General features: G+C 55.5%; 17 protein-coding genes and 7 tRNA genes. 7 read left to right on the top strand and 17 right to left on the bottom strand.

What is annotated here, in order from left to right; all coding sequences use genetic code 11:
* Positions 1-49: 49 nt before the first annotated feature.
* The 4 genes from DWZ54_RS00395 to murI all read right to left on the bottom strand — a co-directional run bounded on the left by DWZ54_RS00395 (position 50) and on the right by murI (position 2,616).
* A complete protein-coding gene (locus tag DWZ54_RS00395; protein WP_118015228.1) occupies positions 50-721 on the bottom strand; it encodes a F420-0:Gamma-glutamyl ligase in 672 nt (223 codons plus the stop codon).
* A 23-nt stretch (positions 722-744) separates the two neighbouring features.
* Positions 745-1,296: a hypothetical protein gene (locus DWZ54_RS00390; RefSeq protein WP_118474052.1), complete on the bottom strand. Its 552-nt coding sequence runs from the start codon at positions 1,294-1,296 to the stop codon at positions 745-747.
* Between the two features lie 12 nt (positions 1,297-1,308).
* Positions 1,309-1,755, bottom strand: a complete 447-nt coding sequence (locus DWZ54_RS00385) for an acyl-CoA thioesterase (RefSeq protein ID WP_369974333.1) — start codon at positions 1,753-1,755, stop codon at positions 1,309-1,311.
* Positions 1,756-1,833: 78 nt separating this feature from the next.
* The gene (gene murI / locus DWZ54_RS00380; protein WP_118474051.1) at positions 1,834-2,616 is read right to left on the bottom strand and encodes a glutamate racemase; all 783 of its coding nucleotides are present in this window, start codon (positions 2,614-2,616) and stop codon (positions 1,834-1,836) included.
* A gap of 226 nt (positions 2,617-2,842) precedes the next feature.
* Between murI and DWZ54_RS00375 the strand changes: the two genes are divergently transcribed.
* Both DWZ54_RS00375 and DWZ54_RS00370 read left to right on the top strand, forming a co-directional pair.
* A tRNA-Ser gene (locus tag DWZ54_RS00375) sits at positions 2,843-2,931 on the top strand.
* Between the two features lie 3 nt (positions 2,932-2,934).
* Positions 2,935-3,025, top strand: a tRNA-Ser gene (locus DWZ54_RS00370).
* A gap of 73 nt (positions 3,026-3,098) precedes the next feature.
* Here DWZ54_RS00370 and uxaC read toward each other — a convergent pair.
* Positions 3,099-4,502: a glucuronate isomerase gene (uxaC, locus tag DWZ54_RS00365; protein WP_118474171.1), complete on the bottom strand. Its 1,404-nt coding sequence runs from the start codon at positions 4,500-4,502 to the stop codon at positions 3,099-3,101.
* A 217-nt stretch (positions 4,503-4,719) separates the two neighbouring features.
* Between uxaC and DWZ54_RS00360 the strand changes: the two genes are divergently transcribed.
* Positions 4,720-5,511 (top strand): sulfite exporter TauE/SafE family protein, encoded by a 792-nt coding sequence (locus DWZ54_RS00360; RefSeq protein ID WP_118474050.1) that lies wholly within the window; start codon positions 4,720-4,722, stop codon positions 5,509-5,511.
* A 101-nt stretch (positions 5,512-5,612) separates the two neighbouring features.
* Here DWZ54_RS00360 and DWZ54_RS00355 read toward each other — a convergent pair whose 3' ends face one another.
* The 4 genes from DWZ54_RS00355 to DWZ54_RS00340 all read right to left on the bottom strand — a co-directional run bounded on the left by DWZ54_RS00355 (position 5,613) and on the right by DWZ54_RS00340 (position 9,280).
* A complete protein-coding gene (locus DWZ54_RS00355) occupies positions 5,613-5,837 on the bottom strand; it encodes a hypothetical protein (RefSeq protein ID WP_233541570.1) in 225 nt (74 codons plus the stop codon).
* 294 nt (positions 5,838-6,131) lie between these two features.
* Complete coding sequence (locus DWZ54_RS00350; protein ID WP_118474048.1) at positions 6,132-6,980, bottom strand: histidinol-phosphatase; 849 nt, start codon at positions 6,978-6,980, stop codon at positions 6,132-6,134.
* Entirely contained in the window at positions 6,981-7,784 is an 804-nt protein-coding gene (locus DWZ54_RS00345; RefSeq protein WP_118474047.1) for an HAD family hydrolase, read from the bottom strand.
* Positions 7,785-7,918: 134 nt separating this feature from the next.
* Positions 7,919-9,280, bottom strand: a complete 1,362-nt coding sequence (locus tag DWZ54_RS00340; protein ID WP_370245697.1) for an MFS transporter — start codon at positions 9,278-9,280, stop codon at positions 7,919-7,921.
* 286 nt (positions 9,281-9,566) lie between these two features.
* Here DWZ54_RS00340 and DWZ54_RS00335 point away from each other — a divergent pair, with 286 nt between their 5' ends.
* A complete protein-coding gene (locus tag DWZ54_RS00335; protein ID WP_118474045.1) occupies positions 9,567-9,797 on the top strand; it encodes a DUF4405 domain-containing protein in 231 nt (76 codons plus the stop codon).
* Positions 9,798-9,898: 101 nt separating this feature from the next.
* Here the strand turns inward: DWZ54_RS00335 and nirJ2 are convergent, their stop codons facing one another.
* Genes nirJ2 through DWZ54_RS00320 form a run of 3 tightly spaced genes read right to left on the bottom strand, consistent with a single transcriptional unit; the run spans position 9,899 to position 12,718 of the window.
* A complete protein-coding gene (nirJ2, locus tag DWZ54_RS00330) occupies positions 9,899-10,897 on the bottom strand; it encodes a putative heme d1 biosynthesis radical SAM protein NirJ2 (protein ID WP_118474044.1) in 999 nt (332 codons plus the stop codon).
* Positions 10,894-12,084 carry a putative heme d1 biosynthesis radical SAM protein NirJ1 gene (nirJ1, locus tag DWZ54_RS00325; protein WP_118474043.1) on the bottom strand — a complete coding sequence of 397 codons (1,191 nt, stop codon included), beginning with the start codon at positions 12,082-12,084 and terminating at the stop codon, positions 10,894-10,896. Before nirJ1 ends, nirJ2 begins: the two co-directional genes overlap by 4 nt.
* A gap of 37 nt (positions 12,085-12,121) precedes the next feature.
* A complete protein-coding gene (locus DWZ54_RS00320) occupies positions 12,122-12,718 on the bottom strand; it encodes a TetR/AcrR family transcriptional regulator (protein WP_233541568.1) in 597 nt (198 codons plus the stop codon).
* 221 nt (positions 12,719-12,939) lie between these two features.
* Here DWZ54_RS00320 and DWZ54_RS00315 point away from each other — a divergent pair.
* From DWZ54_RS00315 to DWZ54_RS00305, 3 genes are all read left to right on the top strand, one after another.
* A tRNA-Arg gene (locus tag DWZ54_RS00315) sits at positions 12,940-13,017 on the top strand.
* Positions 13,018-13,102: 85 nt separating this feature from the next.
* Complete coding sequence (locus DWZ54_RS00310; protein WP_118015240.1) at positions 13,103-13,495, top strand: hypothetical protein; 393 nt, start codon at positions 13,103-13,105, stop codon at positions 13,493-13,495.
* Between the two features lie 24 nt (positions 13,496-13,519).
* A complete protein-coding gene (locus DWZ54_RS00305; RefSeq protein WP_118474042.1) occupies positions 13,520-14,383 on the top strand; it encodes a 3'-5' exonuclease in 864 nt (287 codons plus the stop codon).
* A 136-nt stretch (positions 14,384-14,519) separates the two neighbouring features.
* Here DWZ54_RS00305 and DWZ54_RS00300 read toward each other — a convergent pair.
* From DWZ54_RS00300 to DWZ54_RS00280, 5 genes are all read right to left on the bottom strand, one after another.
* Positions 14,520-14,605, bottom strand: a tRNA-Tyr gene (locus DWZ54_RS00300).
* 4 nt (positions 14,606-14,609) lie between these two features.
* Positions 14,610-14,687 (bottom strand) — tRNA-Arg (locus tag DWZ54_RS00295).
* 26 nt (positions 14,688-14,713) lie between these two features.
* A tRNA-Ile gene (locus DWZ54_RS00290) sits at positions 14,714-14,790 on the bottom strand.
* A 37-nt stretch (positions 14,791-14,827) separates the two neighbouring features.
* Positions 14,828-14,902: transfer RNA gene (locus DWZ54_RS00285), tRNA-Gly, on the bottom strand.
* 168 nt (positions 14,903-15,070) lie between these two features.
* A complete protein-coding gene (locus DWZ54_RS00280) occupies positions 15,071-15,745 on the bottom strand; it encodes a trimeric intracellular cation channel family protein (protein ID WP_233541566.1) in 675 nt (224 codons plus the stop codon).
* Positions 15,746-15,751 lie beyond the last annotated feature (6 nt).

Raw genomic sequence — 15,751 nt, 5'->3', positions numbered from 1 at the left:
AGAAAAGAGCCTTCCCCCGCAAGGGGGAGGGCTTCCATAAAATCAACGCTTATTTGCCGGATTTGCTCTCCTGATACTGGCGATAGTTCTTGATGATGCAGATCGGCGTCTTCTGGCTGGCATTGCCGAACGGGTTGTCAATGAGCAGCTTTGCTGCCATCTGGCCATCGACCTTATCCGTCACACCGACCACGCGCGAGCGCTTGAGATCATTGACATCGGCAATCATCGCGCCGAAACAGCCGAGACGCTGCTGGATCTTCTTGACGACTTCATTCGGATCCTTCGGGCCGTAGACGATGCATTTATCGAACGGCGGCATCGTACCCGTGACATCATCGATGAGCGCCGTCTGCTCGCCGCCCCATTTGTAGAAGAGGCCGCTCTGGCCGACGAGCTTGCCGAGGAAGCCCGCGAACAGCGCAAAGGCCACGCGCCATTTGCCTTCGACATCCATCAGGGACTGCATGCCATGCGGCGAAGCCAGGCTGCCGTAATCCGGGATGAAGCGGCAGCAGAACTGTGCGACGCGCGTGATCTTGAGATCCTCCGGGCGCACGAAGCGGCCCTGCGTGATGGCAACGACGCTCTCTGCCGTGCACAGGAGGTCGTCAGGGCCAATCTTGCCCTTCGTATAGCGTTCAATGCTGTCGACGATATCGTCTTTCTCGGTCAGGATGCGCGTCGGGACCGGGATCAAATCAAGTTTTGCTTCTGCCATGATGATAATTCCTCCCTCAGTCCTCAATCCTTAACGAGCTCGACACCGGCGAGCTTGGCAATCTCTTCAGCCGGCAGAGTCAGGCGTACCTTCGTGTAATGCCACGGCGTGCGGCCTGTTTCCATCCAGATGACATCCATCGGCAAGTCGACCATATGAGAAAGCGCTTCCTTGAGGCTCAGGCCCTTGCGCGGCGTCAGTTTGACCTTGGCAAAGATGTTGAGCTTGTCCTCATGGTTGCGGTCGCCGAGCTTCTGAATGAGCACGGCCTCGAAATAATCGTCCTCGCGGGGCTCCCCTTCGCGCTCAGCCTTGCCGCGTGCCTCGATGCCGTCGTACTGCTCATACGGCAGCTGCGGACGTACCATGGCATCCATGATCGTCGCACACTGCTTGCCCTCATTGACAAAGGTCAGTTTCTTGGAGATGACAATGCTGTCGTCCGTCTGGGATTCCACGACAAACGGAGCATCCGTCTTCACAACAACCTTTTCCTTGCCGACCGCGCAAAGATAAAGCTTTGCCACGATGACTGCGGCCACGATGAGGCCAATGATTACATATAATACCGTCACGTTACTTCCTCCTCAGTCTTTTTCCTCTGCAGCTGCCAGAGCCTGCTGTTCTTCCGCCATGGCCTGCTGGAGCTTGCGGTAATACTTCTCCGGCAGGCGCGTGATCTTGCCCGTATCGCTATGGGTAAAGACGTTCTGCGTGAAGCCCGTTACCATGAGGACCCCTGTCTTCTTGTTAAAGACGCGGTAAGAGAACGCCATCTTCGCGCGCGTCAGAGCCTTGGCCGTCGTCTCAATCTGGACGACATCATCGAAGCGGCCCGGCGAAACGTACTTCGCCCGCACCTCGGTGATGGGGAAAACGTATCCGTCTTCCATCATCTCTCCCAGGGTAATCCCGTATTTGCGCAGATATTCAACGCGGCCCGTCTCAAACCAGCGAATGTAGTTGGCATGATGTACAACCGCCATGGCGTCCGTATCGTAGAAGTTGACATGATGTTCCGTAATCACTGACACGGCCATCCCTCCTCATGCAGGTTTCTTGATTAGAAATACAATGTATAGGGTAGAACAAAAGCCATGGAAAGTCAAGAATCAATTGAGCTCGTAGACCTTGTCGAGCCGCTTCAGGTAGCGGCCGATGCGCTGCAGCTCCGCTTCTTCCCTGACGAGGCGGCCCGAATAATAATACTCAATCGTCTGCGGCAGATCCTCAAGGGCATGACGCTCCTTGAGACGGCGCACGAGCTCCCGCACCGTACCGGCATTGCCGTCAACGAAATGCATGGCCGGCGGCATGAGACGGCGCATCGTGTCCTTGAAATAGTTGAAATGCGTGCAGCCGAGGACAAGTGCCGAATACTCAGCAAGGTCAAATGCCGAGAACTCCTGCTGCAGATAATCCGTCACGGCCTGCGACTCAAATTCCTCGCGTTCCGCGAACTCCACGAGCCGCGGCAGCGGCAAAAGGTCCACGAGATGTTCCTTGTCCACACGGTCAATCAGGACCTTCATCTTCTTTCCCTTGACCGTGATTGGCGTGGCCGTCACGAGCACGCGATGCTCGCCATCGAGATCGAGTGCTTTCTTGGCAGCCGGCTCCATGCCGATGATGGGGATATCGTAGCGGCGGCGCATATCCTTGACCGCTACGGAGGTCGCCGTATTGCAGGCCACGACGATGGCCTTGACATCACGCGTCAACAGGAAATCAAAGGCTTCCTGCACGAAGCCGCGCACTTCTTCCTGCGTCTTGACGCCATAAGGTACATGATCCTCATCCGCATAGAACACGAACTGCTCATGCGGCAGGACACGCATGGCATGATGCAGGACAGACAGCCCGCCGATGCCCGAATCAAAAAACGCGATTTTCATTCTCAGCACTCCCGAACAATAAGATTCGCTGCCAATATAATCAGCCGCCCATGAGGACGCCTTTCACAGACCCGCAGCATTCAGAAAACCCGCCTAGCAGTGACAGCGAACAGGCGGGTTCCTTCTTCTATTCTTCATTATAGCAGTTCTGTTTTTCTCTGGCAACGCACGAAAACAACACTTCATTTGACACATGCTCCGTTTCTTTGCTATAATGACTTCATATGGAGAGGTGTCCGAGTGGTTTAAGGAGCCGGTCTTGAAAACCGGTGATGCAGCAATGCACCGTGGGTTCGAATCCCACCCTCTCCGCCATATGGAGTGGTACTCAAGAGGCTGAAGAGGACGGTTTGCTAAATCGTTAGGCTGGGTAACCGGTGCGGAGGTTCGAATCCTCTCCACTCCGCCACTTGCAAGCAAAAGAGGCTTCGGAACGCGAAGCCTCTTTTTTGTTGCGTTTGAGTCAATGCTGTTTCAGCCAATCATTCCATATGGAAGAACGATTTGATATTCTCATAGCAGACATTGCGGATAAGCGTGCCCAGTGCGTCCTGGTCAGCAGGGTAGAGCCCCTGGTTGGCAAGGTCAGCAAGGTAATCGCAGAGGATACGGCGATAGTATTCATGGCAGGGCCAGAACATCACGCTGCGCATATCCGTGGCGAAGCCCACGCCCGTGCCGAGGATGCCAAGGCTGGCCATCGCGGCGAACTGACGACGGATGCCAGCAGGCGTCTGGTTGACCCACCAGGAGGGACCGAGCTGAAGATGACCGGGCTCTGCCGCCTGGAAGGCGCCGAGGATGGCGCCGATGACAATCTCATCGGCCGGATTCATCGAGCTGATGATCATGCGCGGCAATGCTTCCTCACGCGAAAGCAGGTCGAGGAGTCTGGCGAGGCCCTCGCCGTTGCTGCTCGAACTGATACAGTCGAAGCCTGCCCCTGTGCCGAGCTTGGCTTTCATGGCCTGATTCACATCATGCAGGATGCCGTAATGAATCTGCATGACCCAGCCATGGTCGGCGTACTGTTTGCCGAGGAAACGAAGAAGAGCCGTCTGGTACTTCTCGACCTCTTCCTGACTCGGCGCGCCCTTGCTGTGGACGACGCGGCCGACGATATCGTCGAGTTCGTACTCTTCCGCTTCCCGGTAAACGATGCGCGGGAAACCGTGGTCAGCCGTGCGGCAGCCCATGGCATCAAAGTAATCAATGCGTTTGGCCAGTGCCTCGCGCACATCCCGCATGGTCGTAATATCGACATCCGCCGTCTGCCCGAGGTCGTAGAGCATGTAATTGCCCCACTCCGGATTGGCAATGTCAAGGGCGGCATCGGGGTGCATGACCGGCAGGATCTTGACAGGATACCCCTCCTCGCGCAGCATGCGGTGCCATTTGAGCGTGTCCTCAGGGTTGTCCGCCGTGAACAGTGCTTCGACATGACCATCTGCCAGCAGCGAACGCGCCGTCACCGAACCATCCCGAATCTTCTCCTCGCAGTGCGTCCACACCTCATCTGCTGTCGCCGCACTCAGGATATACCGGCAGTCAAAGACACGGCGCAGGATCAGGTGCACCCACGTGTAGAGCGGATTGCCCGCTGCCTTCTCGAGCGCTTCGGCAAAATACTGGAAGCGGTCGCGTGCCGTGGCCTCGCCGCCCGTGATGTACTTTTCCGGCACACCGTTGCCGCGCATCAGCCGACGGGCCACCGGATTATCGACCAGCGCCTCAGAAAGATTGTGATACTGCCGATTCTCCGCAATATCCCGCACAGGAATATGGGTATGGTAGTCGATGATGGGGAGCTTTTCTGCATACTCGTGATACAGGTCTTCGGCAAGTTCCGAATTCAAGAGAAAATCTTCATCCATAAAGCGTTTCATAAAGACCAACCTCTCTTTCCTGATTGTTTATAATGAGATAATTCGCGCTGTGTTCTGCAAATACCTGCCGAAAAAGAAGAAAAAGACTGACAATGAGACACGAACGAAAAGAGTATCGTCTCTATCGGAAAGTCATATGGCCAGCGGATGAAATCCTGCGGACGAATATGGTATAATGGCATTGCAATTCCTTGAAAACAAAGAAAGAAGGCAATCCATGGACATCATCTTATTCCTCGTGCTGGGCGTCGGCGTCGGCGTCTTCGGCACGCTCGTCGGTATCGGCGGCGGCCTCATCTGCGTCCCGATCTTCATCCTCTGCATGTCAGAGGGCGGCATCTATCCCTACTTCCACACGGCCGGACAGATTGCGGGCACCTCGCTCGTCGTCGTCTTCGCCAATGCCCTCTCGGGCACGCTGGCCTACATCCGCCAGAAGCGCGTTTTCTTCAACGCCGCCATCCCCTTCGCGATTGCAACGCTGCCCGGCGCCATCCTCGGCTCCTACATCGTCAACCGCTTCAGCACGCCGATGCTCGATCTCTACTTCGGCATCTTCCTGCTCATCATGTCCATCATCATGTACTGGAACTCCACCCACAAACCGGCCACCGACCTTCTCGAACTGCCGAAGGACTTCCAGTACAACCGCACGATCGGTATCATCGCCAGCCTCGGCGTCGGCTTCCTTTCGAGCATCTTCGGCATCGGCGGCGGCGTCATCCACGTGCCTTTGATGATCTATCTGCTCGGCTTCCCGGTCCACGTCGCCACGGCGACCAGCCACTTCGTGCTGGCCTGCTCCTCGGCCTTTGGCGTCGTCTCACATTATATGCTCAATCACATCGTCTGGATTCCGGCAATCTGCATCTCCATCGGCGCAGCCATCGGCGCGCAGATTGGCGCCAAGATCTCGCGCAAGACGAAGTCAAAGGTCATCCTGACGCTCCTGTCCCTGGCCATGTTTGCCCTTGGCCTGCGCCTGATCCTGCTCGGCAGCGCTCACTAAGCATCCACCAGAGAGAATCGCAGCAAGCAAATCGCTCAATCAAAAAAGAGGCGTATGATGGCTTTCGTCATACGCCTCTTGCTGTCTCAGTGTCTTCTTGTTCAGGCAACGCCTTCTGCCTTGGCGGCAGCTTCGCCGGCATTCTTGTCGAGCCAGCGGCCTACGAGCTCGCGCTCATCAAGCACCTCGGCATCCTTCAGGTCATGCTGCTCGGCATAATCCTGGAACCCCGTGCATCCCATCAGGCGGGCTGCTTTCGAGAACTGCTTGACTCTGGCCGGAACAAATACGTCTTCACACCACTGGGAATAAATCTGTACTTTCACGATAAAACCTCTCCTCGTTACTGCATGATTACAAAATCAGTAATGGTAAAACAAACATCCAAAACCCATCTCGATCAATCACCTGCAGCACCAGACACATCCTTGACGTGCAACCTTTCCCAACCAAAACTGCCAAACATCAAACAAACGCGACATCCGTGCAAACGAAATGTGAGTGAAATGGACTTACCTCCAACCGTCTCTCGCCCGGTTCATGCTTATTATATCCTTCCCCATCGGACACGTCAAGAGGCTTGCAATAAAAAATATGATAAAATAATTTTAAACTATACTTTAATCGAACGAAACAAACGAACGTTTGCGATGAGAGAAGCGCAATGTGCCCGTATAACCGAATTCCCTGGCATAATCGACAGCCATCTGATTGTAGTTGCCGCAGTCCTCCGGTTTATGCGCATCCGACGTCGTGATGATGGGCAGATCGTACTGTGCCGCCAGCTTCATGAAATCCGGATACGGTGAAATCTCATGGATGGGATACCGGTAATACGTGCCCGTATTGACATCGACTGCCATATTGGCCTTCTTCAACGCCTTGACCACACGCATGAGGTACGGTGTCACATCAAAATCCGGCAGATAACGGAACAGGCGGATGTTGAAGGGATGGCCGAGCACATCATAAAGGCCGGCAGCTGCGAGCTTCTCGACTTCTTCCGCATACCACTCGTAGATTCTCTCAAGCGGAATCCTGTCCCACTCCGCCTTGATTTCCGATGAATCATAGGCCCAGCCATGCAGGAAATGGACGGAGCCGATGATGTAGTCAAAGTCGTAATCCTTGAGGATATCGCGGACTGCCGACTGATCCTGGAAGTTGCAGACCTCGATGCCGATCTTGACGTCATGATGCTGCTGCAGCTTGTGCATGAACGCGAAATACTCGTCGAGCGTATACTTGAACTTATTCGTCTTGAGCCACTGCTGCTGGAAACTGCCGATAAAGGAATCATCGAGGATCAGATCCTGATAATACAGGGGCTTGAACTCAGGGAACGTATGGGAATGCTCGGATATGCCGATTTCCGCGAGACCGCGCTTCCTAGCAGCCGTGAAGAACCCCTCGACCCAGTTCTCGTCATAGGAGCCCTTCTCAAAATGCATGTGGTAATCAATCCGCATTTATATCAGTCCTTCCTTCATCAGGCGCTTGATGCCGAGCAGCACGCCATGCTCTTCATTCGTTGCCGTCTCAAAACGCGCCAGCTTTTTGATTTCCGGATACGCGTTGCCCATGGCAAAACTGTAGTAAACGGCCTCCATCATCTCAGCGTCATTCATGTAATCACCAAAAGCCGCGCACTCGTCCGGGCGAATCCCGAAGCGCTTCTGCACTTCCTTGACGGCTACGCCCTTATTGATGCCGGGATTCATGAGATCCACCCAGTGATCACTGGCCAGCACGACCTGCAGTTTTGACTCAAACGGCTTCATGACGGGATAGATGGTTTCGGCCGCATGACCGGTAGGATCAAAAAATGACACCTTGACGGGGATGTCCGGTACATCGATAAAGGACGGGATAGGCTCCGAATGCGTGTAATATTTATGGAGTTCCTCTAGGAATTCATCTGTATACTGATGCGTTAACACGTAGCCGTTCTTTGTGCCGCAGAAGACGCCATAGACACGCTTCAAGGGTTCAGCCGTCTTCAGGACCTGCTGCGCCAGCTGCTTGTCCATCGGGCAGGTGAAGATTTTCTCGCCCTTGTACATGACGACGGTGCCGTTTTCTGCAAGGAACAGGAACCGGTCCTTGTACTTCATGAAGCTGTCCTCCAGTGAATAATACTGACGGCCCGATGCCGGCGCGAACATCACGCCGCGCTTCTCGAGCTCCGTCACGATCTCATCAAAGCCGGCCGGTACATTGCCGTGCTCGTCGAGCAGCGTGCCATCCATATCCGAAAAAATGATCTTGATCATAAGGTCCCTCGCAATCTCTAAACGCCGCCTGCAGCGGTCCGTATCATACCATAAAATCACCCTCATTATAGCAGGAAATGACCGCTCTTTTCAATTCCTGCCGCATCCCCCCCCCGATGAAGGTTGACCAGACATTATTTCGCTGCTGTGCGCGAGCGCCGGGCAACGGACGGCAGGATGCCGATGACACAGAGAACCGTGAAAACGATGAAGGAAATCTCGATATTGCGCACGAGTTCTGCACCAGGTGTCAGGAGGCTCCAATCGAGTGACAGGATCATCGTCACGATGGCCACCGAGACGACCTGCCCGACGAGGCGGACCGTGCCGAGCATGGAGGTGGCAAGGCTGTACTGAGGCTTCGGCACGGCCCCCATGATGGCATTGTTGTTCGGTGCGGCAAAGAAGGCAAAGCCGATACCGATGACGACGACGACAGGCACGACCAGCCAGAGAGACTGCAGATGGACGGCCAATACCAGCCCCAAGATGCCAAAAGCCGTGATGGCCATGCCAAGCGTCGCGATCTGCGTCGGCGCATGGCGATCGGAGAGTTTTCCGGCTACAGGAGAAAGCATGGCCATGACGATTGGCTGGATCAACATCATGAGACCTGCTTCCCGCGAAGTCAGATTAAGGACCGACTGCAGATAGATGGACAGCAGGAAGCTGATGGCAAACGTCGCACTGTAATTGATCATGGCCGTGAGATTTGACAGCGAGAATTCGCGGTTCTCCACGAAGATATGGACGGGCACGATGGGGTCCTGCGTCTTCCGCTCATGACGAATGAAAAACAGGAGCAGCAGCAGGCCGCCCGCCAGAGCCGCCCAGCCCCACGAAAGCTCCACAAGCTCTGAAAGACCGAACATTGCGAGGATCATCGCCAGCCCGTAGAGCACAGCCCCCGAACCATCAACCCCCGATACATTCTTCTCGCGCCATTCCTGATGCAGGTAGCGCATCGTCGTCACGACGCAGGCCAGGCACGCCAGCGTGATGAAGACGAAGATGCTCTGCCAGCCTGCGTAGTAATTGAGCAGACCGCCGAGCACCGGGCCGCAGGCCAGGCCGACATAGACCATCGAAACCATCCAGCCGAGTGCCTGTCCGCGCTGCTCCTTCGGAAAACTCAGTGCCACGATCGACATATTCGTCGCGTAGAGCATCGATGCCGCCACGCCCTGCAGAGCCCGGGCCGCCAGCAGCAGCGGCATGTCGGGCGTCACGATGCAGAGCGCAGATGACACGGTAAAAAGAATCGTTCCCCAAAAGAAAATGCGCCGCTTGCCGAGGCGGTCCGCCAGCTTGCCCATCGGCAGCAGGCAGACGATTGAGGCCAGCAGGAATATCTCCAGGACCCAGCCGAGCTCATTTGGAGAGCCCCCGTAATCCCGCCCGATATCCGGCAGCGAGAGCGTCAGCGCGCTGCTCGTGAACGGCGTCAGGAACGACGACATCATCATGATCAAGAGGATCTTATTGCGGTTGTTCAACGTCATAACTTCACCTAACTTCATATAAAAATATAAAACAACAGACTCACGCGGCTTATTTTACGCACAAAATCTAAAAAACACATTACAGTTACTCCCCTCGCGGCCGCCCTGCGGCAGGTGCTTGCCTCCCTTTTGCCCTGCACCATGATGAGCCGGAACAACAGCCCCAGGAATGATGAGAAAATTTAAGTAATCTTTAACGAACATACACATCATTTTCATCATACACCACTATAATTGATGATAGAAACTAATTCCAGCAGCAAACAAGAAGGTGATGATGATGAAAAAGAATTTTTACCTCGATGTCCTGTTGATCATCTGCATCCTGGTATGCGGCATCACGGGCATTGTTCTCGATTTCCATCTCTTCGGCGGCATGGGCCGCGCAGGCAAGGAACTCTTCTCGAATATCCACACCTGGTCCGGCTACATCATGCTCGTCGCCATCGTTCTTCACCTCGCCTGGCACTGGAAGTGGCTCAAAGCCGCTGCACGCCAGCTTGGAAAATAATCCCTCTCTCATACCCCCTATTTCCCAAAAGAAACGGTCTGTTCGCCGGAAGTCCCTGCAGGCTTCCCGGTGAACAGACCGTTTCTTTTTCTGTATGCAGCTTATTCGCCGCGGCGTCCGTGATAGAGGCACCAGGGCTCTTCGCTCATGTAGTCGCCGCCGTGGTAGTAGGCAGCGCGCGCGCGGCAGCCGCCGCAGGCGCCCTTGTAGTTGCAGGAGCCGCAGCCGCCGCTGTAGTCGAGCGTGCGCAGCTTCTGCAGGACCTCATTTTGGGCCCAGATCTCGTCAAACGGCGTCTCGCGCACATCGCCGAGCTCCATGTTGAGGTAGGCGCACGGCTGTACCTTGCCGCGCGGGCTGATGATGCAGTACGAAAGACCGGCAAGGCAGCCGCGGTGGAAGCGCGTCTTGTAGCCGAGCTGATCAGCGATGCGCAGGAACTGCGGCGCGCACGTCGGCTTGAGCTCGATGTCCACTTCCTGCTGCTTCTTCATGATGCGCGTCAGGACATCTTCGTACTGCTCGGCACGCAGCGACTCCTCCTCGATGGTCTTGGCGCGGCCTGTCGGCACGAGGAAGAAGAAATGATGCGCCTTGGCTCCGATCTCGACGGCAAAATCCGTCATGGCCTCGAGCTCCTGCTGATTCCAGTCCATGACCGTCGTGTGGATCTGGAACGGCAGACCGACGGCCGCACAGTTCTTCATGCCCTGCACGGCACCTTCCCAGCCGCCCGGGAAACTGCGGAACTTGTCATGTTTCTTCGGATCAAGCGAATCGAGCGAGATGCCCATCGCGCGCGCACCGGCCTCCTTGAGCTTCTTCGCCATATCGAGCGTGATGAGCGTGCCGTTCGTGCCAAAGACCGGAATCATGTGAAGGTCTGCCGCACATTTGACGAGCTCGAGGATATCGGGGCGCATCAGGGGTTCGCCGCCCGAGAAGATCATGATCTTGAAGCCGGCCTTCGCGATCTCGTGCAGCAGCTTCTTGCCTTCCTCGGTGCTCAGTTCCTCCTCGGCCTTGCAGCCCGCATCACGATAGCAGTGCGCGCAGTACATGTTGCAGGCATTTGTCGTATTCCAGGAAATGATCTTCATTTATGTTCCTCCGTCAGTCCGATTTCTTCATCCGTCAGATAGCAGCTCGGGTCCGAGGCCCAGAAATCACCCGTGCGTGCCTCAGCGCGCGTGCGGAAGTTGCCGTTGCAGTTATCGAGCCACTTGCATTTCGCGCAGCGTCCCTTCAGGAGCGGCTTGCGGTCCTTGAGGCCGGCCATAATCGGATTCGACGTATCCTGCCAGATATCGCCGAACTTGCGCTCGCGCACATTGCCGAATGTATGATGCTGCGTGAACTGATCGGGATGAACGTACCCAAGAGGATCGACCTCGCCGAACGCGATGCCCGAGCGATTGCCGCCATTCATCGAGATGTACTTCTTGATCTGCGCCGCCGTTTCCACATCACCGGCCTCGAGTGCCTTGAGATACATATACGGGCCGTCGCAGTGATTGTCGACGGTCAGGATTTCCTTCTTGAGGCCGCGCTCCTCGAAATCCTTTGTGCGGCGGATGATGATGTCCATGGCACGGCGGGACTCTTCCGGCGTGACATCCTGATCCATCATCTGCTCGCCGCGGCCCGAATAGACGAGGTGGTAGAAGCAGACGCGGTTGATGTTCTCAGCTTCGATGAAATCGAAGATGCGGTCGAGTTCCTGGATATTGTGATGGTTGATCGTGAAGCGCAGGCCGACGCGCTGCCCCACCGCCACGCAGTTCTTGATGCCCTGCATGGCTTTCTCGTAGGCACCGTCCACGCCGCGGAACTTATCATTGACATCCTTGAGCCCGTCGAGCGAGATGCCGACATACCCCACGCCGATGTCCTTGATGCGCTGTGCGACCTCGCGCGTGATCAGCGTGCCGTTCGTCGAAAGCGTCGGACGCACGCCCTTCTCCTGGGCATAGGCCGCGAGCTCAAAGAAATCCGGGCGAATCAGCGGCTCACCGCCCGAGAACAGCAGCACGGGCACATGGAAGTCTGCGAGATCATCGATGAACTTCTTGGCTTCTTCCGTTGTCAGTTCGTTCTGATATTTCTTTGCATCGGACTGCATATAGCAGTGCATGCACCGGAGGTTGCAAGTCTTCGTCGAATTCCAGACGACAACAGGGCCGACCCCCTCCGCTGCACCATTGCGCATCGTATGCGCGTTCTTCGTATAGCGCAGCCGGTCGCCAAAATACTCCCGGGCAAATAAAAGCTTCGTTACACTGATCATTACAAAACACTCCTAAATACAAGTACACAAATCCTGCTCAGTTCTTGATGCCGGACAAGAGAATGCGCGTCTTGAGCGCGACGTTCTCCTGGAAATCAATGGGCAGTTTGCTGAATGCTGCTGCCTGATAGATAGAATGGAACATCTCCGCAATGATCTCAGCGGGAACATCCCGGCGAAGCTCCCCGTCCTGCTGTCCCTGGCGCACGATGTCCTCAAAGACCGGCTTGAAGCCAGGCGCCGGCATCGCATGGTCCTGATGGCCGGCAGGCATGGCGGAGTGCTCCGCCGCAGAAAGGAACAGGGGCAGGACAAAGCGGTTCTCATCGAGGAATCTTGCCGTGATGCGGCTGCCGGCTTCAAGCAGCTCATAAGAAGGCCGTTTCGCAGCCCGCAGCTCGTTCAGCCCTGCATCCACCTCGTCGACGAGGCGGGCCAGCAGGCACATGAGCACTTCCTCTTTCGATTGAAAATAATTATAGAACGTGCCGATGCCGAGATCCGCTGCATTCATGATATCCGCTACCGAAGTCTCCTTGAACCCCTTCGCCGAGAATTCACGCACGGCCGCATCCAGGATGGCCCTGCGCGACTGCAGCTTCTTCCGCTCCCTGCGTCCCATCTTTTCTTCCATATCGATCGCTCCGTTTCCATTCAGTCTTCCTTCTGTGTCTATTCCATTATAATAGAAAATGTCCGCTTTATAAAGAGAAAAATGAATAGAATTCACTTTTTATCATCACGCACAGCCCGTACTCTACGAAAAAATTTTTATTTTTCAAAGGAAAGTGTTGACAGACCGCCAGGGTCATGCTATTATAATATACGTTGATTGCGAGAGCAAAAGACGAACATGACTCAGTAGCTCAGCTGGATTAGAGTATTTGACTACGAATCAAAGGGTCGGGGGTTCGAGTCCCTCCTGGGTCACCATATGAAAGTAAGGCATCAGCTGCGGCTGGTGCTTTTTTCGTATCTGTCAAAATCACTCGTATACAAAGTAAAGGAAGGGATCATCATGCTCTATATCGTCACCGAGCTGCTCACCGAGGGACAGGCCAAGACCTTCTCCATCATCGGTGCCACGGAAGACAAGCAGAAAGCCGCCGGCATCGCCGCCGAAGTCTACAAGGACTACAACAAGAATGCATCATTCCAGAACATCGAGATGATTACGGAATGGCTGGCCACGCGCCGCGCGTACTCCTTCCGCAAGGACAAGGATCACCGCCTGCAGCTGGCCATCACGGAACTCGACGGCAACGTGCTGCCAGAGGACAAGCGCGTCGTCTTCAGCGCCCAGGCCGAGGAAGAAGAGCTCATGCGGCGCGTGAGCCAGGCACTCTTTGAGGGCAAGCACACGGCCGAGCGCGGCGGTGCCGTCCACTCCTGCCCCATCGAGCAGAAGTGATCCCCAAAGAAAAGAAAGGATGATATGATGAAAATCATCGTTTTCGATACCGAAACCACCGGCGTGCGCGTAACAGATGAAGTGCTTTCCCTGGCCATGGTTGACGGCGAAGGCAGCGTCCTCCTCGACAGGCTCTACGCTCCGCAGTCGCACAAGGAATGGCCGCAGGCCCAGCAAGTCCATCACATCAGCCCGCAGGACCTCATCGGCAGGCCCACGATTCTCAGCGACAAACAGGAGATTGAAGCCCTGCTCAACGATGAGGACACGATGCTCGTCGGCTACAATCTCGGCTTTGACCTCCGCCTGCTGCGTCAGAGCGGTCTCACCATCCACCCGCACCGTACCTACGATGTCATGGATGCCTTCGCTGAATACCGCAAGGTCCCCGGCACGCAGCGCGGCAAATGGCGAAAATTCAAGCTCATTGAATGCGCTGCCTACTTCCAGTACGACTGGCAGGATACGAAGGCACATGGCGCACTTGCCGATTCCCTGGCCACGCTTCACTGCTACAAGAAGCTCGCCAAGATCATCGGCGGCCCGGCCAGCAATCCCTTCGCCGGCTACCTGGGGCTCCCCTTCAGCCGCATCGCCGCTGACGAACTGCGCGAGCTAAAGAAACTCCTGAAGCTGCCGCTCCAGAAAGACATCATCTACGTCAACGACCAGAATGAAAGCCTGCCGGCTGACGAAGTGACGATCACGCGCGTCCTGCAGCCATCCGGCAGCTGTGTCCTCAGCGTCACAGCCGGCGGGCAGAGCCACGACGTGCTTGCCGATTTCCTCGCCGAGATGCAGAAGACCGGTTTCCGCAAAGTGGAACAGCCGCTCGTCAGCCGCCGCCCCGCTCCCGCGGAAATGGCAGAACAAACCTCACTGTTCTAACCACACACGATATACAGGAAAATCCCGATGCATTGCTCGTACGTCGGGATTTTTTCATGGAGGACACAAAGGCTTCCGCGTGTAAGTTCCAGACAACAAAAAAGACGCCGCTTGCGCGACGTCTCATCGTTCATAGTGGTGGGCAGGGATGGATTCGAACCATCGTAATCCGAAGATGACAGATTTACAGTCTGTTCCCTTTAACCACTCGGGCACCTACCCACAATGGTGACCCAGGAGGGACTCGAACCCCCGACCCTTTGATTCGTAGTCAAATACTCTAATCCAGCTGAGCTACTGAGTCATGTTGTGTTGGCTATGAAATTGTTTTGGTGGGCCCACTTGGACTCGAACCAAGGACCGACCGGTTATGAGCCGGTTGCTCTAACCAACTGAGCTATAGGCCCATTGATATATGTGATCCGCAAAGCGGAATCAGGCAAATGGAGCGGAAAACGAGGCTCGAACTCGCGACCCCCACCTTGGCAAGGTGGTGCTCTACCACTGAGCTATTTCCGCATCTGCCGTCAATCTCCTGCGAGCTTTTCTGTGTCTCTCGCTGACTGACAAAAACTATTTTACTCATTTTCAGAGCTTTTGTCAACAGGTTTTTTCATTTTTTCTGCCAAAAAATCAAAAACAGATAGAAAACAGGGCGGGAAGCCTGTTCCCGCCCTGTCATGCTAGTTAAAGATCTTTATTCTGATGTTTGGCGCGGCGATGAAACATCCGCCCGCCAGGATGCGGATGATAGAGCTGCCAGCCAAAATGCAGTGCGCAGCCGCGCAGCAGCAGTACCACCAGAAAACAAATCCAGGAAGAGATCTCTGTCCCCCAGATGGGCCAGCTCCAGCACATGACGATACCTCCGGCCAGCGAGGCCACGGCATAAACATCCATGCGCAGGACAACCGGCACACGCTGTGCCATGAGATCGCGCAGCATGCCGCCACCCACGGCCGTGATGACGCCCAGCGTGACGGGGAATACATACGGATCCCCCGTCCCCTGCATAAGGCCTGTCGATGCGCCCGTCACGGTAAACGATGCCAGGCCGATGGTATCCGACAGATTATAAAGGAAGGTCATGTTCTTCCTGCGCCGGCTGTCAAAATGCATGGCCGAATACGCAAAGGATACCAGTATTGCCGTGACGATGGACATCAAGAGATCCGTCGGCTTCGTCATGGCCCCCGGCGGCGTGATGCCCGCGAGCACGTCGCGCACCATGCCGCCGCCGACAGCCGTCAGCAGAGCCAGCACGATGACGCCAAAGATATCCATGCGGCGCGACAGGCCCACCATGGCGCCTGAAACCGCAAAAGCGATGGTTCCCGCCCAGTCAAATAAGATCCAGGTCACATTCTC

Origin of the sequence: Mitsuokella sp. AF33-22 (genome assembly GCF_003475755.1) — a bacterium.
In the GTDB taxonomy this organism is placed as follows: domain Bacteria; phylum Bacillota; class Negativicutes; order Selenomonadales; family Selenomonadaceae; genus Mitsuokella.
Note: the sequence above shows the minus strand (reverse complement) of the source record. Positions and strands in the feature narration are given on the sequence as shown.

What these genes read in the sequence shown, in the direction of transcription:
- DWZ54_RS00320 (WP_233541568.1), bottom strand. Translation starts at nt 12,718, where the DNA reads ATGGAAGAAAAGATGGGACGCAGGGAGCGGAAGAAGCTGCAGTCGCGC.
- murI (WP_118474051.1), bottom strand. Translation starts at nt 2,616, where the DNA reads ATGAAAATCGCGTTTTTTGATTCGGGCATCGGCGGGCTGTCTGTCCTG.
- nirJ1 (WP_118474043.1), bottom strand. Translation starts at nt 12,084, where the DNA reads ATGATCAGTGTAACGAAGCTTTTATTTGCCCGGGAGTATTTTGGCGAC.
- nirJ2 (WP_118474044.1), bottom strand. Translation starts at nt 10,897, where the DNA reads ATGAAGATCATTTCCTGGAATACGACAAATGCCTGCAACATGTACTGC.
- uxaC (WP_118474171.1), bottom strand. Translation starts at nt 4,502, where the DNA reads ATGAAACGCTTTATGGATGAAGATTTTCTCTTGAATTCGGAACTTGCC.
- DWZ54_RS00335 (WP_118474045.1), top strand. Translation starts at nt 9,567, where the DNA reads ATGAAAAAGAATTTTTACCTCGATGTCCTGTTGATCATCTGCATCCTG.
- DWZ54_RS00350 (WP_118474048.1), bottom strand. Translation starts at nt 6,980, where the DNA reads ATGCGGATTGATTACCACATGCATTTTGAGAAGGGCTCCTATGACGAG.
- DWZ54_RS00360 (WP_118474050.1), top strand. Translation starts at nt 4,720, where the DNA reads ATGGACATCATCTTATTCCTCGTGCTGGGCGTCGGCGTCGGCGTCTTC.
- DWZ54_RS00395 (WP_118015228.1), bottom strand. Translation starts at nt 721, where the DNA reads ATGGCAGAAGCAAAACTTGATTTGATCCCGGTCCCGACGCGCATCCTG.
- DWZ54_RS00310 (WP_118015240.1), top strand. Translation starts at nt 13,103, where the DNA reads ATGCTCTATATCGTCACCGAGCTGCTCACCGAGGGACAGGCCAAGACC.
- DWZ54_RS00345 (WP_118474047.1), bottom strand. Translation starts at nt 7,784, where the DNA reads ATGATCAAGATCATTTTTTCGGATATGGATGGCACGCTGCTCGACGAG.
- DWZ54_RS00305 (WP_118474042.1), top strand. Translation starts at nt 13,520, where the DNA reads ATGATGAAAATCATCGTTTTCGATACCGAAACCACCGGCGTGCGCGTA.